General features: G+C 66.4%; 23 protein-coding genes. 11 read left to right on the forward strand and 12 right to left on the reverse strand.

Annotated elements, in window-relative coordinates; genetic code table 11:
* Nucleotides 1-772: 772 nt before the first annotated feature.
* Nucleotides 773-1,078, reverse strand: a complete 306-nt coding sequence (locus tag HWY37_RS34685) for a hypothetical protein (protein WP_246302399.1) — start codon at nucleotides 1,076-1,078, stop codon at nucleotides 773-775.
* 123 nt (nucleotides 1,079-1,201) lie between these two features.
* Here HWY37_RS34685 and HWY37_RS24670 point away from each other — a divergent pair, with 123 nt between their 5' ends.
* Entirely contained in the window at nucleotides 1,202-2,131 is a 930-nt protein-coding gene (locus HWY37_RS24670; RefSeq protein WP_176090072.1) for a LysR substrate-binding domain-containing protein, read from the forward strand.
* A 150-nt stretch (nucleotides 2,132-2,281) separates the two neighbouring features.
* Here HWY37_RS24670 and scpC read toward each other — a convergent pair whose 3' ends face one another.
* Nucleotides 2,282-3,799, reverse strand: coding sequence for a succinyl-CoA:acetate CoA-transferase ScpC (gene scpC, locus HWY37_RS24675; protein WP_176090073.1), 1,518 nt, complete (start codon nucleotides 3,797-3,799; stop codon nucleotides 2,282-2,284).
* Nucleotides 3,800-4,041: 242 nt separating this feature from the next.
* Here scpC and HWY37_RS24680 point away from each other — a divergent pair, with 242 nt between their 5' ends.
* A complete protein-coding gene (locus HWY37_RS24680) occupies nucleotides 4,042-4,962 on the forward strand; it encodes a LysR family transcriptional regulator (RefSeq protein WP_176090074.1) in 921 nt (306 codons plus the stop codon).
* Between the two features lie 374 nt (nucleotides 4,963-5,336).
* Nucleotides 5,337-7,742 (forward strand): DUF3772 domain-containing protein, encoded by a 2,406-nt coding sequence (locus tag HWY37_RS24685; protein WP_176090075.1) that lies wholly within the window; start codon nucleotides 5,337-5,339, stop codon nucleotides 7,740-7,742.
* A gap of 128 nt (nucleotides 7,743-7,870) precedes the next feature.
* On the opposite strand, the gene HWY37_RS24690 is transcribed toward HWY37_RS24685, so the two are convergent.
* Together HWY37_RS24690 and HWY37_RS24695 are read right to left on the reverse strand one after the other, a co-directional pair.
* Nucleotides 7,871-8,539, reverse strand: a complete 669-nt coding sequence (locus HWY37_RS24690) for a hypothetical protein (RefSeq protein WP_175210981.1) — start codon at nucleotides 8,537-8,539, stop codon at nucleotides 7,871-7,873.
* Nucleotides 8,540-8,584: 45 nt separating this feature from the next.
* The gene (locus HWY37_RS24695; protein WP_175210983.1) at nucleotides 8,585-9,055 is read right to left on the reverse strand and encodes a hypothetical protein; all 471 of its coding nucleotides are present in this window, start codon (nucleotides 9,053-9,055) and stop codon (nucleotides 8,585-8,587) included.
* Between the two features lie 454 nt (nucleotides 9,056-9,509).
* Here HWY37_RS24695 and HWY37_RS24700 point away from each other — a divergent pair, with 454 nt between their 5' ends.
* Complete coding sequence (locus HWY37_RS24700; RefSeq protein WP_175210985.1) at nucleotides 9,510-9,800, forward strand: antibiotic biosynthesis monooxygenase family protein; 291 nt, start codon at nucleotides 9,510-9,512, stop codon at nucleotides 9,798-9,800.
* Nucleotides 9,801-9,839: 39 nt separating this feature from the next.
* Here HWY37_RS24700 and HWY37_RS24705 read toward each other — a convergent pair whose 3' ends face one another.
* The 6 genes from HWY37_RS24705 to HWY37_RS24730 all read right to left on the reverse strand — a co-directional run bounded on the left by HWY37_RS24705 (nucleotide 9,840) and on the right by HWY37_RS24730 (nucleotide 14,668).
* Entirely contained in the window at nucleotides 9,840-10,199 is a 360-nt protein-coding gene (locus HWY37_RS24705; protein ID WP_175210987.1) for a nucleotide pyrophosphohydrolase, read from the reverse strand.
* 8 nt (nucleotides 10,200-10,207) lie between these two features.
* Nucleotides 10,208-10,744 carry a 3'-5' exonuclease gene (locus HWY37_RS24710; protein ID WP_246302406.1) on the reverse strand — a complete coding sequence of 179 codons (537 nt, stop codon included), beginning with the start codon at nucleotides 10,742-10,744 and terminating at the stop codon, nucleotides 10,208-10,210.
* A gap of 79 nt (nucleotides 10,745-10,823) precedes the next feature.
* Nucleotides 10,824-11,048, reverse strand: a complete 225-nt coding sequence (locus HWY37_RS24715) for a DUF1653 domain-containing protein (protein ID WP_176090076.1) — start codon at nucleotides 11,046-11,048, stop codon at nucleotides 10,824-10,826.
* Nucleotides 11,049-11,195: 147 nt separating this feature from the next.
* Entirely contained in the window at nucleotides 11,196-12,644 is a 1,449-nt protein-coding gene (locus tag HWY37_RS24720; protein ID WP_176090077.1) for a methyl-accepting chemotaxis protein, read from the reverse strand.
* A gap of 183 nt (nucleotides 12,645-12,827) precedes the next feature.
* On the reverse strand, nucleotides 12,828-13,538 hold the full coding sequence (locus tag HWY37_RS24725) for a glutathione S-transferase (RefSeq protein ID WP_175210995.1): 711 nt from the start codon (nucleotides 13,536-13,538) through the stop codon (nucleotides 12,828-12,830).
* 62 nt (nucleotides 13,539-13,600) lie between these two features.
* Complete coding sequence (locus tag HWY37_RS24730) at nucleotides 13,601-14,668, reverse strand: GlxA family transcriptional regulator (protein ID WP_175210997.1); 1,068 nt, start codon at nucleotides 14,666-14,668, stop codon at nucleotides 13,601-13,603.
* A gap of 136 nt (nucleotides 14,669-14,804) precedes the next feature.
* Here HWY37_RS24730 and HWY37_RS24735 point away from each other — a divergent pair, with 136 nt between their 5' ends.
* Genes HWY37_RS24735 through HWY37_RS24755 form a run of 5 tightly spaced genes read left to right on the forward strand, consistent with a single transcriptional unit; the run spans nucleotide 14,805 to nucleotide 19,604 of the window.
* A complete protein-coding gene (locus HWY37_RS24735; RefSeq protein ID WP_175210999.1) occupies nucleotides 14,805-15,857 on the forward strand; it encodes an ABC transporter substrate-binding protein in 1,053 nt (350 codons plus the stop codon).
* Nucleotides 15,858-15,870: 13 nt separating this feature from the next.
* Nucleotides 15,871-16,920: an ABC transporter ATP-binding protein gene (locus tag HWY37_RS24740; RefSeq protein ID WP_175211001.1), complete on the forward strand. Its 1,050-nt coding sequence runs from the start codon at nucleotides 15,871-15,873 to the stop codon at nucleotides 16,918-16,920.
* Nucleotides 16,917-17,765, forward strand: coding sequence for an ABC transporter permease (locus tag HWY37_RS24745; protein ID WP_175211003.1), 849 nt, complete (start codon nucleotides 16,917-16,919; stop codon nucleotides 17,763-17,765). Before HWY37_RS24740 ends, HWY37_RS24745 begins: the two co-directional genes overlap by 4 nt.
* Nucleotides 17,762-18,553, forward strand: coding sequence for an ABC transporter permease (locus tag HWY37_RS24750; protein ID WP_175211005.1), 792 nt, complete (start codon nucleotides 17,762-17,764; stop codon nucleotides 18,551-18,553). Before HWY37_RS24745 ends, HWY37_RS24750 begins: the two co-directional genes overlap by 4 nt.
* Before the next feature lie 37 nt (nucleotides 18,554-18,590).
* Nucleotides 18,591-19,604 (forward strand): proline racemase family protein, encoded by a 1,014-nt coding sequence (locus HWY37_RS24755; RefSeq protein WP_175211007.1) that lies wholly within the window; start codon nucleotides 18,591-18,593, stop codon nucleotides 19,602-19,604.
* A 154-nt stretch (nucleotides 19,605-19,758) separates the two neighbouring features.
* On the opposite strand, the gene HWY37_RS24760 is transcribed toward HWY37_RS24755, so the two are convergent.
* Together HWY37_RS24760 and HWY37_RS24765 are read right to left on the reverse strand one after the other, a co-directional pair.
* Complete coding sequence (locus HWY37_RS24760; protein ID WP_176090078.1) at nucleotides 19,759-21,357, reverse strand: GMC family oxidoreductase; 1,599 nt, start codon at nucleotides 21,355-21,357, stop codon at nucleotides 19,759-19,761.
* 5 nt (nucleotides 21,358-21,362) lie between these two features.
* Nucleotides 21,363-22,184: a shikimate dehydrogenase family protein gene (locus HWY37_RS24765; RefSeq protein ID WP_176090079.1), complete on the reverse strand. Its 822-nt coding sequence runs from the start codon at nucleotides 22,182-22,184 to the stop codon at nucleotides 21,363-21,365.
* A gap of 178 nt (nucleotides 22,185-22,362) precedes the next feature.
* Here HWY37_RS24765 and HWY37_RS24770 point away from each other — a divergent pair, with 178 nt between their 5' ends.
* Nucleotides 22,363-23,067 (forward strand): GntR family transcriptional regulator, encoded by a 705-nt coding sequence (locus HWY37_RS24770; protein ID WP_175211012.1) that lies wholly within the window; start codon nucleotides 22,363-22,365, stop codon nucleotides 23,065-23,067.
* A 21-nt stretch (nucleotides 23,068-23,088) separates the two neighbouring features.
* On the forward strand, nucleotides 23,089-24,159 hold the full coding sequence (locus HWY37_RS24775) for a glycerol dehydrogenase (protein ID WP_176090080.1): 1,071 nt from the start codon (nucleotides 23,089-23,091) through the stop codon (nucleotides 24,157-24,159).

A 24,159-nucleotide genomic window follows, 5' to 3' on the forward strand; every position in this document is an offset into this window, starting at 1 on the left:
TTCTTAACCCCCGAAAGGGTCGAGTCATACGTCGCTACTCAAAGGAAGTGAGGTATGTGCTTAGACTTGACATCTAAGGTACTTCACTTCTAGTGAGCACTTGATTTCATTGTGCTTTGTGACCGAAGCCACTATGCACTCGCATCAAGCGCCCACACTTATCGGTTGTTTAATTGTTAAAGAGCGGTACTGCTAAATTCTGTACTTCTTACTGCATCTTGCTACCAACTTCACGCTCCGTCGCCTTCGCGACATCGCCGTGTCAGCAGCAGAGAAACGAGATTATGAAGAAGTTTTTATCGCTTGTCAAGTCGGCGTCACATCCATCGTTTCGCCTTCTTGCTTGCGACCTCCTCAGGCCCGCCTCTCCTTAGCAGCTATCGAAATATCAGGGTTAACCCTAATTTTTCGGCAACTGCCAAGCCCAAGATATTAACACTATTTTTGCAGATTGCGCAACTGGCTTTTGCCTAACTTGCTGCAACCCATGCAACAACCGCTTGGCTCTCATTTCTGATTTCCTTGCGGCAGACCGGCTTGGATGACCTTGCCTGACCTGTAGTGCTTGCTTGGCTTCGCCGTTCAAAACCGCCCGAACTGCGAAGGAGCGAGACTATAGCACAAGTTTTTCGCCCGTCACGCGTCGGAGCCAAGAATTTCTTGAATTTCCTCATGCCGGCGTCCGGGCGGGGAAGCCGCGAAAGACGACGGCCCCGGTCTCTCTATATATAGCGATATAGAAAGAACGGGGCCGACGCAGGCGGCGGGCCGCCTACCAGCGGATGTAGTCGGCGTCGCGGAACCGCGCCAGGTCGCGCTTGACGGCGGCTTCGTTCAACAGCCAGGAGGGAGCGCCCAGGTCCTGCAGCATGTGCTCATCCAGGTCCGCCGCCAGTTTGCGCATCCGCGCCTTGTTGCGGCGCTGGCGCAAGGCCTCGAAGAGCGTCGCGATGAGGCTGCGGCGGGGAGCAGCGAACTCGACGGCCGGCGCCGCGTCAGGCTTGGGCGTGGATTGCTGCCGCTCCCTGGGCACAGCCACTAGGGCCGGGGAAGATGAGGTGCAAAGCTGTGCAGACATGATGGGCTCCAGGTGTTTATGCACTTTGGTAAGCGTATTCGCCCAATGCTTGCCTGAAAATCGAATTGTTCTGGGGTTATCGGTAAGCTATGATGACCAATCACCTAAACTCCGGTTCCTGCCATGCGCCTGCCCTTGAGTACTCTCCCCGCTTTCCGCGCCGTGGCCGAGCTGCAGAATCTGCGCGCGGCAGCTGAACGGCTGCACCTGACGCATAGCGCCGTCAGCCAGCAGATCAAGGTGCTGGAAACCCAGCTCGGCTTTCCCTTGTTCGAGCGTAGCGGCCGCGGCATCGTGCTGAATACCGCTGGAGCCGCGTTGTTGTGCAGCGTGCAAGGCGCGATGGCCTTGCTGGATGAAGGAACGATGGCGGCGTCGGCCGCGGCCACCGGCAGCGAGCAACGCCTGCGCGTGTCGGTGCTGCCCTCCTTCGCCCAGCGCTGGCTGCTGCCGCGCATGGCGCGGTGGCGCGCCCGCAATCCGGGTTTGACGCTGGAGATAGAGACTTCGCAGCAACTGGTGGATCTGCTGCGCGACGGCTTCCACGCCGCCCTGCGCTTCGGACGCGGCCCCTGGGCGGGCGTGGAATCGGAACCCCTGTTCGATACCCCCTTGCCGCTGATCGTCCTGGCGTCGCCGGAGACGGCGGCCGCGCTGCCCGACAACACGCCCGAGACCCTGTCGCGCCAACCCCTGCTGGGCGAGCGCGAACTATGGCAATACTGGTTCAACGCCGCAGGCCTGAATACGCCGGTCAACCCGGTGGCGTCGTTCAACGATGCGGGCATGATGATGCAGGCGGCCGAGCAAGGACTGGGCATCACCCTGGGCCGCCAGCTGCTGGCCGCGGACGCGTTGTGCGCGGGCCGGCTGGTGCAGGTGTCGCCGGTCAGCATCGAATATGAACAAGCGCAGACCTATCACTTGGTCTACCGGCCCAGCCTGCGCGATTGGGCGCCCCTGGTCGAGTTGAAACAGTGGCTGCGCGACGAGCTGGAGATGTCGCGCCACAACCTGACCGCGCCCCCGTCCGATTCCTGCAAGGATCAATAGGCGAAAAAAAAGGTAAAGCAGCCAGAGCTCCTTTACCCCTACCAAATCGCGGCGCCCTGCGGAAACCACGATCCGCAGACCGGAATCCGCTACGCACGGATGAACCGGCAGGCGCCGCGGCGGCGGCAGCCACAGTTCGCGGGAGGCCTCTCAGGCCACCTTGCGCGCAGCCGGTTTGGCCGGCCGCATCGTATCGGTTTCGTTGAAGCGCTGATGCCAGGAGAACGCTTCCTCCAGCAGATGCGGGGTCTGCCCGCCGCGCTCGCAAGCCCGGTCGAAATAGTCCTGCAAGGCCTCGCGGTACGACGGGTGCACGCAATGCTGGATGACGGCGCGGGCGCGCTCGCGCGGGGCCAGGCCGCGCAGGTCCGCCAGGCCGCATTCCGTGACCAGCACGTCCACGTCGTGCTCGGTGTGATCCACATGGGACACCATGGGCACCACGCTGGAGATGTCGCCGTTCTTGGCCATGGACTTGGACACGAAGATCGCCAGGTGCGCATTGCGCGCGAAATCCCCCGATCCGCCGATGCCGTTCATCATGTGCGTGCCGCCCACGTGCGTGGAGTTCACATTGCCGTAGATGTCGAATTCCAGCGCCGTGTTGATGGCGATGATGCCCAGGCGGCGGACAATCTCGGGCGCATTGCTGATCTCCTGCGGACGCAGCACGATGCGTTCGCGGTAGTGCTCCATATTGGCCAGGATCTTTTCATAGACCGGCTTGGACACCGTGATGGACGAAGCGGACGCGAACGCCAGCTTGCCCTGGTCCAGCAGCTCGATCGCGCTGTCCTGCAGCACTTCGGAGTACATCGTCAGGTTCTCGAAGCTGGACGACTCGAAGCCGTGCAGCACCGCGTTGGCGATGGTGCCGATGCCTGCCTGCAGCGGCAGCAGCTCGTTCGTCAGGCGGCCTGCGTCGACCTCGCGCCGAAGGAAGGCGTTGATGTGGCCGGCGATGGCATTGGTTTCCTCATCGGGCGGCAAGGCATTGGACGGGCTGTCCGGCTCCTGCGTGATGACGATGGCTGCGATCTTGGACGGGTCCACTTCGATGAACGTCTGGCCGATGCGCTGGTCCGCCGACACCAGGCCGATGGGCTTGCGCGCCGGCCGGTCGCCGGGCACGTAGATGTCGTGCAGGCCTTCGATGGCGGCCGGCACGCTCATGTTCAGTTCGACGATGATCTTGTCCGCCTGCTGCGCAAAGGAAGCGGAATTTCCCACCGACATCGTCGGCACGATGGAGCCGGTCTCGGTGATGGCGGCAGCCTCGATGATGGCCACGTTGATCGGACCGATGTGGCCGGCGCGCAATTGCTCGACAGTCTCGGACAGATGCTGGTCGATGAAGGCGATCTCGCCCTGGTTGATCTTGCGCCGCAGGGTCGTGTCAACCTGGAACGGCATGCGGCGCGCCAGCGCGTTGGCCTGAGCCAGCATCTTGTCCGTGTCGTGGCCCAGCGAGGCGCCGGTGATCAGCGTGATGGAGAACGGCTCGCGCTCGGCGCGGGCCGCCAGCGCCGCCGGCACCGATTTACAGTCGCCCGCGCGGGTGAAACCGCTCATGCCGACGGTCATGCCGTCCTGAACCAGCAAGGCCGCCTGATCGGCGGAAGTGATCTTGGCGCGCAGCCCAGGGTGGCGGATACGGTCGAGATGCATGGTGTCTCCAGAATTAAGGGCCTATGGCCAGCGGCGGGGCGCGGCGTCGCCGCCTTGGCGCCCAGGCGCCGTCTGACGCGGCGTTTCCCGAGGTTCCCTGGCCGCGACTTGGCTGCCAGGGAACGAATTTTCGGCAGTATAGGAAGGCCGGCTCAAATCTCGTAATGACTTAAAATCATCCAAACCAGTCGCTTTTTTCATCGTTTGAATGTTCTGCGCGTTGCGCAAGGAAATCCCGGTCCATGGACGTGCGCGCATTGCGGTACTTCGTCGAAACCGTCAGGCACGCCAGCTTCACGCAGGCGGCCAAGGCGCTCTTCGTCACGCAGTCGACGGTGAGCAAGATGATCCGCCAGCTGGAAGAAGAAGCCGGCACGCCGCTGCTGATCCGCGACGGCCACACGGCCCGCCCCACCGACACCGGCCGGGTCATGTACCAGCGCGGCCTGCAAGTGCTGGAAACGATGCGCCAGCTGCAGGAAGAATTGCGCCAGACCGCGGACCTGCGCCGCGGCGCGCTGGAGGTCGGCATTCCGCCCATGATCAATCTGCTGTTCACGCCGGTGGTCAAGCGCTTCCGCGAGCTGCACCCGGACATCCACCTGACCCTGCGCGAAGGTACCGGCCAGGCGGTGGAAGGCCTGGTCGCAAGCGGCGAGCTGGAACTGGGCGCGACCATCCTGCCCGTGGCGCCGGACAGCGGCCTGGCCGTCCAGCCTTTCGGCAGCTACCCGATCTGGGTGATAGGCCCGCCCGACGCGCCCTGGGCCGGCAAGACCTCGCTGCCGCTCGCCGCCCTGCGCGACGCGCGGCTATTGATACCCACGGACGACTTCGCCATGACGCGCCGCCTGCGGCAGGCCTTTGCCGACGCCGGCTTCCAGCCCGGCATCGCGGCCCAGAGCGCGCACTGGGACTTCCTGGTGGCGATGGCCTCCGCCGGCCTGGGCGTGGCGCTGCTGCCCGAACCCCTGATGCAGCGCATGAAGACGCGCGGCCTGAGCACGGCGAAGCTCGCCAAGTCGGGCATGCAGTGGGAAGTCGGCCATATATGGCAGCAGTCCGGCTACCTGTCCTATGCCGCCCGAGCCTGGCTGGACGTGTGCGACGCCGTGCTGGGCAAGCCGAAAAAAGGCCCGCAACGCGGCGCCCTGCCAGCCTGAGCTGCAGCCAGAGCCGGCCAGCGTTGCTACCAAGACCGGCCTGAGCCGCTGCCAGACTGGGTTCCTTCCAGACCGGGTTCCTTCCAGACTGAGTTCCTTCCGGACTGAGCTTCTTCCCAGACCCAGTTCCTTCCAGACTGAGTTGCTTCCAAACGTTGGCCTCGTAAACTTGGTTTGCGGGCAAACCCGGTCGCTGGACCGGAGACCAGGCCCTGCCGCCTATCCGACCCTGTTTCTCCCCCCCCGGTCCGCGCGGTCTCCCCAAGGCTCGCGGCGTCCTCGAAAAAGGGGGCCACAGCGCTCGTTTTTGTTGCAACGGACAGGGCGGCGGCTTGCTATGCTCCCGCCTCGATGCGAGCCACTCGCCCTGAAACATGACACAGACTTTCCTTCCCCTGCCCGCGCGCGACCGCCGCGCGCGCCACTCCGTTTTCGTGGCGTTGCTGGCGGCGCTGCTGCTGGCGCTGTTCCTGCTGCCGGCCCACGCCGCGGCGCCCCCCACACCCGCCGACACGGAAGCCACGCTGGCCGCCGCGCGCAAGCAGATCGACGACATCCGCAAGCGGGTCGCCGACGAAACCGATGACGCCACCCTGGTCAAGCAGCGCGGCGACGCGTTGGACATCCAGTCCAAGGCCGACGCGGCGGCCGAGGCCCTGACTCCGCAGTTGTCCAGCGTGACGGCCCGGCTGAGCGAACTGGGTTCGCCGCCGGAAGGCGTCAAGGAAGCGCTCGACGTGGCGGCCCAGCGCATGCAGCTGGAAAAGAACAGCCGGGCGCTGGACGCCCAGATCAAGCTGGCCAGGCTGCTGTCCGTGGATGCCGGCCAGACCGCCGAACAGATTTCGGCGCAACGGCGCACGCAGTTCCAGGCGCGCCTGGGCGAACGGCGCGACTCATTCCTGTCCGACCAATTCTGGACCGAGTTCCGCGAGGAATTCCCGCGCGACCTGGAGCGCCTGGAAGTCCTGCGTGACGACCTGTCCACCGCCGTCGGGCAAACGCCCAAATGGGGCTGGCTGCTGCTGGGCTCCGCGATCGCGCTGGCGATCGCCCTGCGCGTGGCCATCGGCCGGATCCTGCTGCGAGTGACGGCCACCCGGGTCCCGCCCGGACGCCTGCGCCGCTCCTTCCTGGCAGTCACGCACCTGGTCCTGGCCGTGGCCACGCCCGGCGTCATCGCGCTGCTGATCCACATGGGGCTGGACTGGAATTCCCAGCTCAGCGACAACACCTCGTCGCTGCTGGCGAACCTGGTCGCCACGGTCTGTTTCGGCGGCTATGTGTCCGGACTGGGCTATGCGCTGCTGTCCGCGAACCGGCCGTCGTGGCGCCTGCCGCCCATCAGCGACGCGGTAGCGACGCGCCTGCGCTGGCTGCCCGGCGTGCTGGGCGTACTGGTGGTGATGATCTGGCTGGCCGAGCGCCTGCCGGTGCTGCTGAACGCCAGCCTGACCACCACCATCACGCTGACCGGCATCGTCGCCGTCCTGACGATGGCGACGCTGGGCGCGGTGCTGGCCATCAGCCGCCGGCTGCGGCGCCAGGCCATGCAGGAGAACGACGCGCCGATCCCTTTCTGGGTGTCCTTGCTGCTGGGCGCGGTCTGGACCGTGCTGATCCTGAGCCTGGCCAGCCTGCTGGCCGGCTACGTGGCCTTCGGCAGCTTCCTGGTCAAGCAGGTACTGTGGGTGCTGATCGTGCTGGCGTCCGCCTATCTGCTGTCCACGCTGATCGAGGATGGCTTCAGCACGCTGCTGGGCACCTCGCACCGCGACGGCGGCGACCACGAAGCGCCCAGCATGCGCGACCAGGCGGCCGTGCTGCTGTCCGGCGTGGGCCGGGTGGCCGTCGGCCTGCTGGCTGTCATCCTGCTGCTGGCGCCCTTCGGCGAAGCGCCGATGGACCTGCTGCAGCGCTTCGACCAGCTGCGCAAGGGCCTGGCGATCGGCGAGGCCCAGATCCGTCCGGGCGCCGTGCTGCAGGCGCTGATGGTGCTGGCGCTGTCGCTGCTCGCGGTAAAGATGCTCAAGCGCTGGCTGTCCAACCGCTACCTGCCCACGACCGAGCTGGACCCCGGCATGCAGCTGTCGGCCGCCACGCTGTTCGGCTATGCCGGCTTCGTGATCGCGGTGGCGCTGTCGCTCTCGGCGGCGGGCATCGGCCTGGAACGCGTGGCCTGGATCGCGAGCGCGCTGTCCGTGGGTATCGGTTTCGGCCTGCAGGCGGTGGTGCAGAACTTCGTCTCGGGCCTGATCCTGCTGGCGGAACGTCCCGTCAAGGTCGGCGACTGGGTTTCGCTGGGCGGCGTGGAAGGCGACATCCTGCGCATCAACGTCCGCGCCACGGAAATCCAGATGGGCGACCGCTCCACGGTGATCGTCCCGAACTCGGAGTTCGTCACCAAGACCGTGCGCAACGTGACCCGCTCGAATCCGCTTGGCCTGGTGCAGATCAAGCTGCCCATGCCGCTGTCCACCGACGCCGAGCAGGTGCGCGAACTGATCCTGCAGGCTTTCTCGGACCATGAGGACGTGCTGGACACGCCGGCGCCCAATGTGTTCCTGGACGGCATCGACGGCGGACACCTGATCTTCAACGCCAAGGGCTACGTCTCGTCGCCGCGCGCGGCCTATGGCGTGCGCAGCGCCCTGCTGTTCACCGTGCTCAAGCGCCTGCACGACGCCGGCCTGGAAGTATCGTCGCCGCCCACCATGCTGCTGGCCTCGGCGCCGCAGCCGGCGGCGCCCCTCGCGGTGGCGCCGCCCGCCCAGACCTAAACGCCGCGCTTTCCGCCACGCCCGCGGCCCGCAGCAGGCGGACCGGGGCGCGCCGCCTTAATCGGGCAAACTCAGCCGGGCAAACTCAGCCCGGCGAACCCAACCCGGCAAACTCAAGCCCTGCAAGTTCAGCCCGGCGAGTACAGGTCGGCGTATGTCCGATTGCGCAGCGGCGGCACGGACAGCGCGGCGCTCTGCACGCTGCGCACCGGATAAGCCTGCGCCTCCGGCACAGGGGGTTGCGCCGGCGCCGGCCGGTCGGCCACGACCGGACCCGAAGGCGCCGTTTGCGCGACCGCGCTGCTGTCGAAACGATGGTCCGCCGTCGTCAAGGCGGGATTGGTGCACAGTCCCTGCGCCACCAGCGCCGCCTTGGTGCGGTCGTCGGTCTGGCACAGGATGTCGATGGCCGCGGTCTCCAGGCGGCGCGAACGATCCGCGTCCTTGGTCGATGCCGCCGCCTGCATGGTGCGTTCGAAGTTGCGCCGCAGGCTGCACTTCTGATCCTCGATCGGAATTGCGACGTTCATGCCGAAACCCACCACGGCGCCGCCGCCTCCCGCCGAGACCATGCAGCTGTCGGACGAAAAGGAACCGTAGAAACTCTGTCCGCCCAAGGGCGGCACGCTGCGCACCGTGCTGGTCCCGCTGTTGTTGGAGTTCAGCGTGATGCCCTGGTTGTTGCCGGCGTTGGTCGAACCCGATGACGCCGACGTCGTCGCGCTGGAACTGCTGGTCTGGGCGCTGGCGGAAAACGCAGCCAGCGACAGGGAAATGGCAAGCACTAAAGTCTTCATGATGTCCCCCCACACCGGACGGCCGGGGCCGTCCGGTTCCTTGGGTCAGTGATTGAAACCGCCGACGCCGCCCACCGGGCCGATGCCGTGTATCGATCCGAAAGCTCCCACGTTCACCGCATGGAATGATCCCGTCGCCGAAGCGCTGGTATCCGTCTTGGCAAACGTGGCGCTGCCGTTGGCGATGCTGTCGCCCACCATGATGGGCGCGTTGCCCGTCATGGAGCCCGACGAATCGCTATTGGCGTACTGCCGCGTGCTGGTGACGACTTGCGTGCCGTCCCGGTTGAAGGTGCCTCCGACTTCCGAAACGCCGCCCGTCATGCCGAACGACACCTGGCTGGAAGTGCCATAGCCGTTGATCTGGGTGGCGGCCACCGAACTACCGGTGGAGATGGATGATGCCGTGCCATTGATTGCGCCGGCGTGGCCCGTCACCGATCCGCCGACCTGGCCTGCGGCAAAGGCCGAGGCGGCGAACAAGGACAACGCGGCGGCTGCTGCGAGCTTTTTCATTTGAGCTCCTCCTGCTCCGTGCAAGCACGGATTCACGATTACCGGCGACCGACCGGCGCGGACCGTTACCGCTCAGCACCACGCCAGATCCATGACGAAAGGCGTGGGACTTTCGTATTGGTACGGAATGATTGCGCCGTCCTAGGCAAGTCGATATCGGTTAAACGGGCGACCGAGTTCCGCAGGAGGAGAAGCAGCCCGAAAACATTCAGCCAAATTTAGGGGAATCTTGCGCCCGCACCGTGCGTATGGACGAGAGCGGACAGCCGCCGCCTGCGTGGCGAAGCCGGATTTTCAACTTTATGGATGGGATGGAGGGAGCCTGACTCGGGCAACTTCCCTAGCGCGCACACCCTAGGCGCAACAGGGACTCGAGCGTGCCGCCCGGGATTTTCAGCGATACTACGGCGGCCGGCCGGGCGCTACCCGGCCTTATCCGTAGGGAGACAAGACCATGATCCAGGAGATTGCCAGCATCCATGTCCGCGAAGGACAGGAAGCGCTGTTCGAGGCCGGCGTCGCGCAGGCAAAGCCGTACTTCCTGCGCGCCCGCGGCTGCCATGGCGTCGAGCTATACCGCAGCATCGAACAGCCGCAGCGCTACACGCTGGTCGTGGACTGGGAAACCGTCGAAAACCACATGGTGGATTTCCGCGAATCCAGCGATTTCCAGGAATGGCGCAAGCTGGTGGCGGGCTTCTTCGTCGAGCCGCCCCAAGTGCATCACGAGCAGAAAGTGATCTGACGGCAAGACCGGCCGGCGGCGCAAGACGCGCCGCCGCCATCAAGCCTGTTCGGGCGGATCGTCGTACTTGCGCGCGCTGCCGCGGAACACGTCGGCCGGATACTTCCGCGCATTCTTGACCATCTTGCCGGCAACGGCATCCGCGATATCGATGCCGAGCTGGTCCGCCAGGGCCACCAGGTACATCTGCACATCGGCTATCTCGTCCGCAACGTCGGCCAGCTTTTCCGGCGGCATCTGGCGCGAAGCGTCCTCGCTCAGCCATTGGAACAGGGACACGAGCTCGCCCGCCTCCCCGGCCAAGGCCATCGCCAGGTTCTTCGGCGTATGGAACGGCTGCCAATCCCGTTCCTCGGTAAACCGGCGCACGGCGAGCCGGATCTGTTCCAGGTCGGACATCGGCGCTCCTAGCCCGCCGCCAGGCGGGAACTGGCTGCCAGCGCCACGGCCACGGTCGTGCGCACGTCGGCCAGCGCACGGTGAGTGGGATCGGAGGCGCCCACGTGGCGCGCCAGGATTTCCAGCTTGTGCGACGGCAGCTCGGGCCACGCGCGCCGGGCCAGCGCCAGGGTGCAATGCGTGGGGTTGGAAAACGGCATGCCGGTCTGCTCGGCCGCCGCGCCCAGGAAGCGCCGGTCGAACGAAGCATTGTGGAAAAACACCGGCAGGTCTTCGACGAAATCGAGAAAGCTGGAAAACGCCTGCCTCACCGGCACGCCGTGACGGTCGACTTCCGCCTGCGTGATGCCGGTCAGCCTGCTGATGAAGGGCGGCACTGGACCGCGCGTGCGCACGACCTGCGTGTACTCGCGCTCCAGCGTACCCTCGGCGCCGACGCGGACCGCGGCGAATTCCAGGATTTCGCACGTCGCCGTGGACAGGCCGGTGGTTTCCAGGTCGGCCACGATGAAGGGGCCGCGCAAGGCATGCAGCGCGGCGGTCAGGGTTTCGGCCCCCGGCTTGCGCGCCGGCGCCGCGGCCGGGCTGCCCGCGCGCGGCCGCCGGTAGAAGAACGTCACGGCCTTACTCCGCCGGCCGCAAGGGCGCGAAACGCGGCGTGCCGTCGGGCATCTGGCCGAAGAACATTTCCGCCGGGCGCACCCACAGCCCGCGCTCGTGTGGCCACAGGTGTTCGTAGACGACCAGGGACTCCTCGGTCTCGGAGTGGCGGGCGGTGCCCAGGTAGAGATAAAGGCCGCCCTTGTAATGGCGGTGCGAGGCGAGAGCCAGGGCTTCGGATTCGGTCATGGACGGTTGCCGCAAATGACGCGGCCCGGGCGGAATGGCTCCTGCCCGGGCCTGCGGGTTCAGATCAATACCGTCTTTATAGCGCATCGGCCTCTTGAGGACCGTGCCTCTGGTCCGGGCCTCTGGTCCAGGTCTTAGGTCCCGGCCTCAGTAACACACGTACTGCAATTCCGCCTGGGCTTGCAGCGGCGCGTTGGCGGCCGGCCGGGCGCGGAGGGCCGGCGCGACCGGTCTGATCGTCTCGGCCGGCAGGGCGCGGCGCGGCGCCTGGCTTTCCGCCGCGCCGGCGCGCTGCGTGATGTCCTCGGTCACCTCGCCCAGCTTGGCGGACTGGGCCAGCGATACCTCGACCACCTCGGCCATGATCTGGGTGACGCGGCGGGATGAGGCCACGATGTCGTCCATGGTCGTGCCGGCCGACTGCACCTGGCGCGCTCCGCTCTCGACCTGCTCGACCGAGGACGTGATCAGCGTCTTGATCTCCTTGGCGGCGGCGGCGCTGTTCTGCGCCAGGCTGCGGACCTCGGCCGCCACGACGGCAAAGCCCTTGCCGTGCGAGCCGGCGCGGGCCGCCTCGACCGCGGCGTTCAAGGCCAGGATGTTGGTCTGGAAGGCGATCCCGTCCATGACCCCGATGATCTCCGAGATGCGGCGCGAACTCTGGGTGATTCCGCCCATGGTCCGCACCACGTCCTGCACCGTGTTGCCGCCCTGCTCCGCCACGCGACAGGCGTCCTGCGCCAGCGTATTGGCCTGGCCCGCGCGTTCCGCGTTTTCGGTCAGGCCCTGGACCGCGACACGCAGGGTCTGGGCGGCGGTGAAGCGCCGCGTGATGTCGGTGGCGTACTTGACGACCTTGACCGGCCTGCCCTCGGCATCGAAGATCGGGTTGTAGCTGGCCTCGATCCAGACCTGGCGGCCGCCCTTGCCGATGCGCAGATACTGGCCGGTGTCGTGCTCGCCGTTGCGCAGCTTGCGCCAGAACTCCTTGTACGCCCCGCCGCGCGCCTCTTCCGGCGGCACGAACATGCTGTGATGGCGGCCGACGATCTCGTCGGCGCGGTAGCCCACCGCGGCCAGGAACAGATCGTTGGCGCGGATGATGGTGCCGTCCAGCTCGAATTCGATGATGGCCTGCACCTTGGAAATCGCCGCCAGCTGGCCCTCGACGTCCGCCTGCCGCTGCTGCTGCGCGGTGATGTCGACGGCGTACTTGACCACCTTCAGCAGCCGCTGCCGGCGGTCGAAGATCGGGTTGTAGGACGCCTGCAACCAGACGTCGTGCCCATCCCGGCAAATCCGCCGGTAGCGCCCGGCATCGTGCTCGCCTCGCCGCAGCCGGTCCCAGAACTGCTCATAGGCGGCCGACTCGCGCTCGCCGGGGTCGACGAACATGCGGTGATGCCGCCCGACGATCTCGTCCAGCGCATAGCCCATGGTGGTCAGGAAATTCGCGTTCGCTGCCAGCACGTGGCCGTCCAGGTCGAACTCGACGACGGCCTGGGCGTTGTGGATCGCTGCGATCTGCCCAAGCATGTCCGCCTTCTGCATGCCGCGGTCCGCGCGCAACAGTTGGCTGAGGGGAATCCATTTCATCGTGACGTCTCCTACCCGGTATCGGGTGGTTTGATGCCGTTCGACCTATCTGCCGCGAGACAAATGGATATATTTATCTAACAATTTGCAAATATTTAATCTTAAAAATGAGGGAGTCTCAAGATTTTCTAGAGACCCCTCAAAAATAAATTGGCATTCAGCAACACGAGGGTTTGCCCCAACTCAAGCGGCGTCCAATTCGCGATATTGGCGAAAGATTCCTTCCCCGAAGGGCAGGCGCCTGCCGCTTTCGAAATAAGGCTGCAATTCCGCCAGCGCCGCCACGCGCGCATGCAGCGCCATGACGTTCGGATAGCGGATGGCCAGCGTGGCCATGCGTTTGGGAAAGGCGTAGAGCAGGCCGTCGACCAGGTGGAACAAGGACAGATCCACATAGGTCCAGCGCTTGCCGCCAGCCAGCCAGGCCTGCGGCCCGTCCAGCACGCGCTCGAAGTAGCCCAGGAACTTGGGCATGCGCTCTTCGCGGAAACTGCGCGCGCGGCGCTTGGCCTCCACTTTCTGGTCTTCGTAGTATTCGCTGGCGGAAATCGGATGATGCGTGTCGTGCGCCTCGGCCACCATGTCGGCGATGGTGAGCTGCAGCTGGTTCACCCATAGCCGCCCCTCCAGCGATTCCGGCGCCAGTCCGTGTTTTTCGCCCAGGAACAGCAGGATGTTGGCGGTCTGCGCCAGCGTCATCTTGCCCGCCACCAGATAAGGCGGCGCGAACGGAGGATGCTTGCGCGCCGAGCTCAGGTCCGCGACCAGCGTGCCTTCGTCGGCGCCCGGCTGGCGCGCGCATTCGCGATAGGGAATGCCGCCGGCTTCCAGCGCCAGGCGCACGAATTCGCCGCGTCCGGGTATGCCGTCCCAGTACCAAAGGTCATAGGTCATGCCGTCTCCTTGCGTTGATGAGCCCAGGGCCTGCCCGCGCCGGAACCGGCCGTGCGCAGGCCCTACGCGGGAAACACGCTGATTCCGCCCTCGCGGCCGGCCGCCTGCTGATACTGCCGCGGCGACTGGCCGAAATGCGCGCGGAAATCGCGCGAAAAATGAGCGCCGTCCGCAAACCCGCAGTCCAGCGCGATCTGCGTGATGCTGCTGGGATTGTTCAACAGCAGCCAACTGCCGTACTCCAGCCGTAGCTGCCGCTGGAACGCCATGGGCGACATGCCCGTGGCCAGCCGGAACGCGCGTTCCAGCTGCCTGCGTCCCACGCCGACATAGCGCGCGATCGCATCCAGCGGCGGCGGGTTGTCGATGCGCTGTTCGATGAAGTGCGCGGCCTGGCGCACGCGCAGGTCCTGGATGCCCGACAGGTCCGTGCGGAAATGGGCCTGCGGCACGCGCCCCGGCCGCACGCCTTGCAGCATCATGTGGCGCATCGCCTGTTGCGCCTTGTCGCGTCCGCAATGCCGCGCCACCAGGTACAGGGCCAGATCGATGGCGGCCGTGGAGCCGGCGCAGGAAATCAGGTCGCCTTCATCCACGAACAGGCGGTCCACCACCGCGCGGGTGTCGGGAAAGCGCTCGCGGAACGTGTCCAGCACGTTCCAGTGCACGCAGACCGTGCGCGGCCCGATGACGTCCGCCTGCGCCAGCGCGAAGGTGCCCGTGCAGATGCCCAGGAGCCGCACCCGCTGCACCGCCGCCAGCCGCAGCCAGTCGCGCAGCGGCTCGGGCAGGCGGCCGTTGAAGTAATCGTTGCCGCCGCATACCGCCACATAGTCGAACTGCGTGGGATCGTCCGGCAGGCTGTCTGCCACCTCGATGGTGAGGCCGGCGCTGGAACAGCGCGGCTTGCCGTCCCAGCTCATGACGCGCCACGCGGTATGGATCTGGCGGCTGCGTCCGCCGTGGTCGCCCGCCAGCCGCAGCACGTCCACCAGGCCGGCAAAGGCGGCTAGCGTGAACTGGTCCAGCAGCACGATACCCACGGTCAGTGCGGGTTTCCCCCGAGGCTGGCCGCTGAGCTCATCGTCATAGGAGAAAGACGGAATTGCGGCGGGCGTGGCGGTATCCATGTCGCAATTATTCAAGTTTTTGTCCCAGGCCTTCAAGCTGGTTTTCCCGGGGATCGACCAAGATGTGTCCATGGCAACGTCCTGCCGCGCCGCGCGCGGCGGGAACGGGCCGATAAATCGACAAGGGGAATTGGACATGGCAACACACACTAGCCGCGCGATCCGCGCCGCCTTGCTGGGAGCCGGACTGCTGGCCGCCAGCCAGGCGCTGGCCCAACAGCAGAAAATCACCGTCGCCTGGTACGGCGGCAACTGGGGCGACGCATTCCGCGCCTGCGTGGCCGAGCCCTACACCAAGGCCACCGGCGTGACCGTCGTTCCCGAAGTGGGAACGTCCACGACCACGCTGGCCAAGCTGCAGCAGCAGAAAAGCGCGCCCACCATCGACGTCGCCTGGATGGACGGCGGCATCAGCGAACTGGCCGCCGAAGCCGGCGTGCTGGACACGCTGGACCCTGCCGGCATTCCCAACCTGAAGAACGTCATCGACCAGGGCGTGTACCGCAACGCCGGTGGCGCCTACGCGGTCAGCACCGGCTACTACTCGCTGGGCATCGCCTACAACACCAAGGAAGTGCCCCAACCGCCGACCAGCTGGAAGGACTTGTGGAAACCCGAGTACGCCGGCGCCGTCGCCATTCCTTCACCGGCGAATTCCTCCGGCGTGCCGTTCATCTTCTTCCTGGCGCGGGTGTTCGCCATCGACCCGTCCAACCTGGCGCCGCTGTACGCCAAGCTGGCCTCGCTGGACACGGCGCTGTTCTTCGACAGTTCAGGCGCCGCCACCAATGCCTACCAAAGCGGCGAGGCCATCATCGGCGCGCACTTCAACGTGGGCGCCTGGGACCTGATCGACAAGGGCCTGCCCATCGGCTTTGCCGTGCCCAAGGAAGGCGCCTGGGCCACGGATGCGCGCCTGCACCTGGTCAAGAACGCGCCGAACAAGGCCGCCGCGCAGAAGTTCATCGACACGGCGCTCACGCCCGACGCCGCCGCCTGCCTGGCCACGCGCCTGTACCTGGGCCCGGCCGTCAAGGACGTGCAGGTGTCCAAGGACGTGGCCCGCAAGCTGCCGTGGGGCGCCGAAGGCTCGGTCAAGAACCTGAGCCTGTTCGACTGGAACCTCATCAACAGTCGCCGCGCCGAGGTCACGGACGCCTGGAACCGCCAGGTTGCCCGCAAGCGCTAGACCAGGATCGAACATGCCCGCTTTGCTCACCATCGAAGGCGTATCGATGCGGTTCGGCGCCTATCAGGCGCTGGACCGCATCGACCTGGAAATCCAGCAGGGAGAGTTCGTGGCCTTGCTGGGCCCCAGCGGCTGCGGCAAGACCACCCTGCTGCGTTCGATAGCCGGATTCCTGCGGCCCGAATCGGGCCGCATCCTGATCGACGGCCAGGACATCAGCCGCCTGGCCGCGCACCATCGGCCGCTGAACACGGTGTTCCAGAACTATGCGCTGTTTCCGCACATGAGCGTGCTGGAAAACGTGGCCTATGGTCCGCGCCGCCAGGGCGCGTCGAAGCAGGCGGCGGCCGAGCGCGCCCGCTCGGCGCTGGACATGGTCGGCCTGGCGGACTTCGGGCCGCGCTATCCCCGCGAAATGTCCGGCGGCCAGCAGCAGCGCGTGGCGCTGGCGCGCGCCATCGTGAACCAGCCCAAACTGCTGTTGCTGGACGAGCCGCTGTCGGCGCTGGACCTGAAGCTGCGCAAGCGCATGCAGCTGGAACTCAAGCATCTGCAGGCCAAACTGGGCATCGCCTTCATCTTCGTCACGCACGACCAGGAAGAAGCCATGACCATGGCGGACCGCGTGGTCGTCATGCACGCGGGCAAGATCGAACAGGTGGGCGGCGGGACCGAGATCTACCGCCATCCCGCCACCCGCTTCGTGGCCGAGTTCATCGGCGACGCCAACTTCATGCCCTACACCGCCAGCGGCGGCGAATTGCTGTTGGACGCCCAGGGACTGCGCGTGCCGCACGCGGACCGGACCGCGCCCGCGCGCGGCGTCGCCGTGCTGCGGCCCGAAGACCTGCGCCTGGCCGATGAATCCGCGGCGCACGGGTTGAGCGGCAAGGTCACCGACGTCATCAACGTGGGCAGCCACTGCATGATCCACGTGGACATCGGCGGGCAAGTCCTGGTGGCGCGCCACGGCGGCATCGCGCCGTCCGGCCTGGGCCCAGGCGCCACGGCGCATCTGGCCTTCGCGCCGGAACACCTGCACCTGATCGGTGAGCAGCCATGAACCTGCGCGCCTGGCGTTCGCCCTGCCTGCTGCTGGCGGCTCCCGTGCTGTTCTTCGCGGCCTTTTTCCTGGCCCCGCTGGCGGTGGTGGCGCTGGCCAGCATCACGGGCGGCGCCGACGGCCTGACCCTTACCCCGCAGCAATACCTGCGCGTGCTGGGCGACCAGTACCACTGGGACGTGATCCTGGTGACTTTCCGGCTGGCGTTCTTCACCACGGTCGCCTGCGTGATCCTGGGCTATCCGCTGGCCTGGTACCTGGTGCGCGTGGTGCGCTGGAAGGCCTGGCGGCGCTTCTGCGTGATCCTGCTGGTGGTGCCGCTGTTCACCAGCAATATCGTGCGCGCCTTCGGCTGGATGGTGCTGCTGGGCCGCAACGGCCTGGTCAACCAGGCCCTGGTGGGCGCGGGCGTCGCCGACCGCCCCGTGCGCTTCATCGGCACCGAGCTGGGCATCCTGATCGGCATGGTCTACGTGCTGCTGCCCTTCGTGGTGCTGGCCGTGGGCAATGCGCTGGCCCGCGTCGATCCGGCCTGCGAGCAGGCATCGGCCGACCTGGGCGCCAGCCCCGCGGCGACCTTCTTCCACATCACCTGGCCGCTGACCCTGCCTGGCGTGGTGTCGGGCGCCATCATGGTCTTCACCCTGGCGGTCAGCGCCTACGTGACGCCGGCCCTGCTGTCCGGCGGGCGCGTGTCGGTGCTGTCCATGCTGATCTTCCAGCAGTACAGCACGGTGTTCGACTTCCATTACGGCGGCGCGCTGAGCATGGTGCTGCTGGTGTTCACCCTGATCCTGGTGGCGCTCGCGAACCGCGCCGCCGTCCTGCCGGGAGCCGCGCGATGATCGCCCGCAACCTGATCCGCCTGATCGCCCTGGGCGTGCTGGCCTACCTCGCGCTGCCGCTGGTGGTGATCCTGGGTTCCTCGTTCACGGCCACGCCGTACCTGGCGTTTCCGCCCAAGGGCTTTACGCTGGAGTGGTACCGCACCCTGCTGGTCGAAGCCGGCTATGTCGCCGCGTTCACCACCAGCACGGTGCTGGCCCTGGCGGCCACGGCCGCCGCCGTGCTGCTGACGGTGCCCGCGGCGCTGGCGGTGGCGCGCCACGAGTTCCCGGGCAAGGCCGCGCTGACCTCGGTGCTGATGTCGCCGCTGGTGCTGCCCCACATCGTGCTGGGCGCGGCGCTGCTGCAGTACGGCGCCTACTTCGGCCTGACGCGCAGCTTCCTGTCCCTGCTGATCGGGCACATCGTCATCATCGCGCCCTTCGTGCTGCGGTCCACGCTGACCCTGCTGACGCCGGAACAGCGCGCGCTGGAAGAGGCATCGGCCGACCTGGGCGCGAACCCCTGGACGACCTTCTTCCTGGTGGTGCTGCCGCAGATCCGGCCCGGCATCGTCACCGGCTCGATCTTCGCGTTCATCTCTTCGTGGATCAACGTGGAGCTGTCCATTTTCAACACCACGGCGGACCTGAACACCATCCCCGTGAAGCTCTTCAACTATGTGCAATACACGATAGATCCGACCATCGCAGCCGTATCGGGCGCCACGATCGTGGTTGCGGTGATCGCCATCGTCATCCTGGATTTGACCGTCGGGCTGGACATGCTGTCCGAACGCGGCAAATAACCTTTCTTCCCTACCTTACCTGTCTGGAGCCACAGTCATGCGCAAGCAAGACGCGTTCGATGTCATCTATACCCATACCGAAGGCGAGCCCCTGTGCATCGTGCATAGCGGCATCCCCTACCCCGCCGGCTCCACCATCCTGGAGAAGCGCGCCTTCCTGGAACAGAACTACGACTGGCTGCGCAAGGCGCTGATGCGCGAGCCGCGCGGCCACAAGGACATGTTCGGCGTGTTCCTCACGCCGCCGTCCAGCCCCGAGTACGACGCCGGCCTGATCTACATCGACGGCACGGAGTATTCGCACATGTGCGGCCACGGCACCATCGCGGTCAGCATGGCCATGGTGGCCAACGGCCTGGTGCCGCGCGGCAAGGACGGCATCACCAAGATCCGCTTCGAAACCACCGCCGGCCTGGTCGTGTCGGAAGTGGCGTCCGAAGGCGACAACGTGCTGTGGACCCGCTTCGAGAACGTGCCCGCCTACGTGGCCGCGCAGGACATCCCGGTGGAACTGCCCGGCTACGGCAAACTGTCGGCCGACATCGTCTGGGGCGGCAACTACTTCGGCATCGTCGACCTGTCCGGCTGCGACCTGCGCATCTCGCCGGACAACGGCACCGAGCTGTCGCGCATGGGCCTGATCGTGCGCGACCAGCTCAACGCCCGCCAACGCATCCAGCATCCGACCGAAGCGCACATCAACAATCTGAACTTCATCACCTTCTGGCACCAGCCGACCATCGAGGGCGCGTTCTACAAGAACGTGCACGTGTTCAGCGCCGGCCAGCTGGACCGTTCGCCCGGCGGTACCGGCACCAGCGCGATGATGGCCATGTTCGAGGCGCGCGGAAAGATGGGGCTGAACCAGCCGATCAAGTCGGAAGGCCTGCTGGGCAGCGGCGTGTTCGAAGGCTGCCTGCTGGGCGAGGTGGACCTGAACGGCACCCGCGCCGTGCGTCCCACGGTCAAGGGCACGGCCAGCATTTTGGGCACGGCGCGCTGGGTGATCGACAAGAATGACCCCGTCGGCGCCGGGTTCCTCATCCGCTGAAGGGTGTTGCCCCCCACGCCGCGCGCACTTCGTGCGCTAGCTGCCCCCCCGAGGGGGGCTCTTTCGCCTTGGGGCGGCCCGGCGGCGAAAGGGCCCCCCAAGCCACGCGCACTTCGTGCGCTAGCTGCCCCCCCGAGGGGGGCAGCAGCCCTACCTACTCGCGAGCCGCGTCTTCCAAGATCATCTCCGCGCCGCGCTCGGCCACCATCATGACGGCGGCCTGGGTGTTGCCGGAGACCATCTTCGGCATCACCGAGGCGTCCACCACGCGCAGGCCGGACAGGCCGTTGACGCGCAGGCGCACGTCGGTGACGGCGGCGGCATCCGAACCCATGCGGCAGGTGCCTATCGGGTGGTAGATGGTCTGGCCGTTGCGCCGCGCGAAATCCAGCCATTCGTCGTAGCTGTCAACCGCCGCGCCAGGACTGATCTCCGATTCGATGTAACGATGCATGGCCGGCTGGCCGACGATGCGCCGGGCCGCCTGCATGCCGCCCACCAGGCTGTCACGGTCAACCTGCGCGGACAGGAAGTTGGGCCGGATCGCGGGGCCGGCCTGCGGATCCGCCGACTTGATGTGGATGGATCCGACCGACTCGGGCCGCAACTGCGCCACGCCTATCGTCATGCCGGGATGCCGGTCCAGGATGCGTTCCGCCGCGTTGGCGTAGCTGGCGTGCACGAAGAAGTACTGCACGTCGGGCGCGGGCAGGTCCGGCGCGCTTTTCACGAAGCCGTGCACCAGCCCGGTTCCCAGCGTCAGGATGCCCTTGTGGCTGGCGTAGTAGCGCGCCACCTGCTGCGCCAGGCGCCAGCCGCGCGACATTTCGTTCAGCGTCACCGTGCCTTTCACTCGCCAGTTCATGCGCGTGGCAAAGTGGTCGATGTAGTTCTCGCCCACCTGCGGCTGCGCCAACACCGGCGTAATGCCGAAAGACTGCAACAGGGCCGGATTGCCGACCCCGGACAGTTCCAGCAGCTGCGGCGATTGCACCGCCCCCATGCACAGCAACGTCTCGCGCCGCGCGCGCACGATGTGTTCCTGTCCGTTCTTGCGGTAGGCCACGCCCACGCAGCGCTTGCCTTCGAACACCAGCCGGGTCACGTGCGCGCCGCATTCCACCTTGAGGTTCTTGCGGCCGGCGGCGGGCTTCAGATAGCCGTCCACCACGCTCCAGCGCCTGCCGCGGTGCTGCAGCACCTGGTAGTAGCCCACGCCCTCCTGGCTGCCGCCGTTGTAGTCGGGGTTCAAGGGCTGCCCGTCTTCCTGCGCCGCCTTCAGGAAGGCATCCGCGATGGGAAAGCGTTCGGCCACCTCTTCCAGATGCATGGGACCGTTCTTGCCGCGGCTGGCGTCGCCGGGTTCGTAGCATTCGATCTTGCGGAAGATGCGCTCGGCCTGGTTGTAGCCCCAGCCGGTGGCGCCGGCGGCCTCCCAGCCGTCGTAGTCCTGCGGTTGGCCCCGCACGTAGATCATGCCGTTGATCAGCGTCGATCCGCCCACGCCCTTGCCGCGCGGCACGGCGATGGTGCGTCCGTGGACGTTGTCTTCAGGCTCGGTGGCGAAGCGCCAGTTGTATTCGGGGTTCACCAGCAGCTTGGAAAAGCCCGCGGGAATCGAGATCCACATGCTGCGCGCTTCATGGCCGGCCTCCAGCATCAGCACGCGGTGCTTGCCGTCGGCGCTGAGGCGGTTGGCCAGGATGCAACCCGCCGTGCCGCCGCCGGCAATGATGAAGTCGTAATCGCTCATACGGTTCAGCGTCCCGTGCCGGCCGGCTTGTCCGCCGCCACGCCCAGCATCTGCGCCATCAGCTCGATCTGGCAGGCCAGCATGGGCGCGCCGTAGTGCACCTTGCAGCCACGGGCCTGAGCGGCCAGCAACAAGGCAGTGTCCTTGGGCTGCATGATGACTTCGCACACCCGCTGATCGGGCGTCAGGCGGCTGGCGTCCAGCGGCAATGCATCGTCCGGCTTCATGCCCAGCGAGGTGCCATTGACCACCAGGTCGTGCCCTGACGGGTCGGCCGTGCCCACGTCGATCCGGGCGCCGGGATGCAGCGACAGGATGCGCGCCTTGAGGTCTTCCGCCTTGGCCGTCGTGCGGTTGGCGATGGTCAGGCGCGACACGCCGGTCTGGACCAGGGCGAAGCCGATCGCGTTGGCCGCGCCGCCCGCACCCGCCAGATAAGCGCTCTTGCCCTGCGGCGACACGCCCGCGCTTTGCAGGCCGCGCACGAAGCCCTCGCCGTCCAGCATGTGCGCCACCAGCTTGCCATCGGCCTCGCGGCGCACCACGTTGGCGGCGCCGATCTTGCGCGTCACCGGGGTGGCGTCGTCGACCAGCTCCAGGATGGCCGTCTTATGCGGCACCGTGATGATGACTCCGCCCAGGTTTTCCAGGCGGCGCAAGCCGGCGACCACTTGCGCCAGGTTGTCCGGCCTGGCGTGGAACGGCACGCAGACGCCGTCGAAACCGATGGCGGCGAAATGCTCGTTCATGCGCTGCGGCGTCTTCACATGGTGGATGGGATCCGCCAGGATGCCGAACAGGCGCGTGGTTCCGGTGATTTCCTGCATTTGCTGTCTCCTAGTCTCTGGGCCGCAGCGCTGCGCGCTCCTGTGCTTAAGCACGTTTCCCGCTTGCCACAATAATATATGATATATAATATACCCATAGCGCTTGAATTGGCCATGGCGGGATAGAATTCATCCCGAATCCAACCCCGCCCATCAATACAGCAAGCCCGAGCCTGTCATGTCCAGCCTGAAACCGGTAAAGAAAGAGAACCTCTCCGTCAGGGTCTACAACGAAATCCGCAATGCCCTGATCAATGGGCAGTACGAACCCGGCGAACGCCTGATCATTGGCGAACTGGCCCAGGAAATGGGCGTGTCGATCACGCCCGTGCGCGAGGCCATCTTCCGGCTGATCAGCGAGCAGGGCCTGGAAATGCAGGCAGCCACCGCGGTCTACGTGCCCTACGTCAATTCGGAAAAGCTGCGCGAAATCCAGCAGATCCGCTTTCACCTGGAAGGCATGGGCGCGGCCGAGGCCGCGCAGAACATCACGCGCAAGCAGCTGGACAACCTGATCGCGCTGCAGAAGGACTTCATTTCCTGCACCGCCAGCGATCCCAAGCGCGCCAGCTACCTGAACCGCAAGTTCCACTTCGCCATCCTCGAAGCCAGCAACAAGCCCATCCTGCGCGCCACCGTGGAATCGTTCTGGGTCATCACCGGCCCCATCCTCAAGGTCTTCCACGTCAAGACCTCGGGACTCGACTATTCGCAGAACGAACACCGCCACGAAGCCGTGCTGGAAGCCCTGAAGGCGCGCGACTCCGAAGCGGCCCGGGAAGCCATCCAGGCCGACCTGGTCTGGGGCGGCAAGATCATGATCGACTGGCTGGTCGAGCGCGAAAAGGAACTCGACTACCGTCCTCCCACAGCCCGCAAATAGCAAGACCCGAAGGAAGACCCGATGCTGAAGATCTTTGGCGCGCCCAGCCGCTACATCCAGGGGCCCGGCGCCCTGGACACCCTGGGCCAGTACGCCGCCCTGTTCGGCCGCCGCGCGGCCCTGGTCATCGACAGCTACGTCCATGGCGTGCTGGGGCCGAGGATCGAAGCGCTGTGCGCGGCGCAGCAGGTGTCGCTGGTCCCGCTGATCGTGGAAGGCGACCTGACGCCCGCGTCGATCGCGCAATTGCGCGCGCAGGCCGCGCCCGCCGGCATCGACATGGTGATCGCGGTGGGCGGCGGCAAGGCGCTGGACGCGGGCAAGGCGGTGGCCAAGTCCTCGCCCTGCCATCTCATCACCGTGCCCACCGTCGCGTCCAACGACGCGCCGACCAGCAAGAACTACGTCCTGTACGACGCCCATCACAATCTCCTGGCGGTGGAGCACATGCTGTTCAACCCCAGCATCGTGCTGGTGGATACGGCGGTCATCGCCACCGCGCCCGTGCAGTTCTTCCGCGCCGGCCTGGGCGACGCGGTCTCGAAGAAGTTCGAGGCCGAACAATGCGGCCGCAATGGCGGCAGGAACATGTATGACGCCGCGCCGCCCCTTACCGCCCAGTTCATCGCCGACGGCTGCCTGCGCATCCTGCTGGCCGACGGCGCCGACGCCGTGGCCGCGGCCGGCAGCGGCCAGCCCACGCCGGCGTTCGAACGCGTGGTGGAAGCGATGATCCTCATGAGCGGCCTCGGTTTCGAAAGCGGCGGCCTGTCCATAGCCCACGCCTTGACGCGCGGGCTGCCCAAGATCAGCGGCGTGGCCACGGCCCCGCACGGCCTGCAGGTGGCGGTCGGCCTGCTGGTACAGCTGGAGCTGGAAAACCGCAGCGACGACATGCTGGCCGAGCTGACCCGCTGGTACGCCCAGGTGGGCCTGCCCGTCACCCTGCGCGAACTGGGCGCAGCCGACGCGCCCGCCGACGCGGAACTGCGACTGGCCGCGGAGCTGAGCCTGAAGGCCCGCCACGCCGCCAACTTCGACCGCGCGCTGGACACCGACACACTGGCCGCCGCGCTGCGCCGCCGCGCCTGA

This window comes from Achromobacter anxifer (assembly GCF_903652925.1).
Taxonomy (GTDB): Bacteria; Pseudomonadota; Gammaproteobacteria; order Burkholderiales; family Burkholderiaceae_B; genus Achromobacter; species Achromobacter anxifer.

Bases quoted from the DNA above. Each gene is read 5' to 3' on its own strand.
- HWY37_RS34685 (WP_246302399.1), bottom strand. From the start codon at position 1,078: ATGTCTGCACAGCTTTGCACCTCATCTTCCCCGGCCCTAGTGGCTGTG.
- HWY37_RS24670 (WP_176090072.1), top strand. From the start codon at position 1,202: ATGCGCCTGCCCTTGAGTACTCTCCCCGCTTTCCGCGCCGTGGCCGAG.
- scpC (WP_176090073.1), bottom strand. From the start codon at position 3,799: ATGCATCTCGACCGTATCCGCCACCCTGGGCTGCGCGCCAAGATCACT.
- HWY37_RS24680 (WP_176090074.1), top strand. From the start codon at position 4,042: ATGGACGTGCGCGCATTGCGGTACTTCGTCGAAACCGTCAGGCACGCC.
- HWY37_RS24685 (WP_176090075.1), top strand. From the start codon at position 5,337: ATGACACAGACTTTCCTTCCCCTGCCCGCGCGCGACCGCCGCGCGCGC.
- HWY37_RS24690 (WP_175210981.1), bottom strand. From the start codon at position 8,539: ATGAAGACTTTAGTGCTTGCCATTTCCCTGTCGCTGGCTGCGTTTTCC.
- HWY37_RS24695 (WP_175210983.1), bottom strand. From the start codon at position 9,055: ATGAAAAAGCTCGCAGCAGCCGCCGCGTTGTCCTTGTTCGCCGCCTCG.
- HWY37_RS24700 (WP_175210985.1), top strand. From the start codon at position 9,510: ATGATCCAGGAGATTGCCAGCATCCATGTCCGCGAAGGACAGGAAGCG.
- HWY37_RS24705 (WP_175210987.1), bottom strand. From the start codon at position 10,199: ATGTCCGACCTGGAACAGATCCGGCTCGCCGTGCGCCGGTTTACCGAG.
- HWY37_RS24715 (WP_176090076.1), bottom strand. From the start codon at position 11,048: ATGACCGAATCCGAAGCCCTGGCTCTCGCCTCGCACCGCCATTACAAG.
- HWY37_RS24720 (WP_176090077.1), bottom strand. From the start codon at position 12,644: ATGAAATGGATTCCCCTCAGCCAACTGTTGCGCGCGGACCGCGGCATG.
- HWY37_RS24725 (WP_175210995.1), bottom strand. From the start codon at position 13,538: ATGACCTATGACCTTTGGTACTGGGACGGCATACCCGGACGCGGCGAA.
- HWY37_RS24730 (WP_175210997.1), bottom strand. From the start codon at position 14,668: ATGGATACCGCCACGCCCGCCGCAATTCCGTCTTTCTCCTATGACGAT.
- HWY37_RS24735 (WP_175210999.1), top strand. From the start codon at position 14,805: ATGGCAACACACACTAGCCGCGCGATCCGCGCCGCCTTGCTGGGAGCC.
- HWY37_RS24740 (WP_175211001.1), top strand. From the start codon at position 15,871: ATGCCCGCTTTGCTCACCATCGAAGGCGTATCGATGCGGTTCGGCGCC.
- HWY37_RS24745 (WP_175211003.1), top strand. From the start codon at position 16,917: ATGAACCTGCGCGCCTGGCGTTCGCCCTGCCTGCTGCTGGCGGCTCCC.
- HWY37_RS24750 (WP_175211005.1), top strand. From the start codon at position 17,762: ATGATCGCCCGCAACCTGATCCGCCTGATCGCCCTGGGCGTGCTGGCC.
- HWY37_RS24755 (WP_175211007.1), top strand. From the start codon at position 18,591: ATGCGCAAGCAAGACGCGTTCGATGTCATCTATACCCATACCGAAGGC.
- HWY37_RS24760 (WP_176090078.1), bottom strand. From the start codon at position 21,357: ATGAGCGATTACGACTTCATCATTGCCGGCGGCGGCACGGCGGGTTGC.
- HWY37_RS24765 (WP_176090079.1), bottom strand. From the start codon at position 22,184: ATGCAGGAAATCACCGGAACCACGCGCCTGTTCGGCATCCTGGCGGAT.
- HWY37_RS24770 (WP_175211012.1), top strand. From the start codon at position 22,363: ATGTCCAGCCTGAAACCGGTAAAGAAAGAGAACCTCTCCGTCAGGGTC.
- HWY37_RS24775 (WP_176090080.1), top strand. From the start codon at position 23,089: ATGCTGAAGATCTTTGGCGCGCCCAGCCGCTACATCCAGGGGCCCGGC.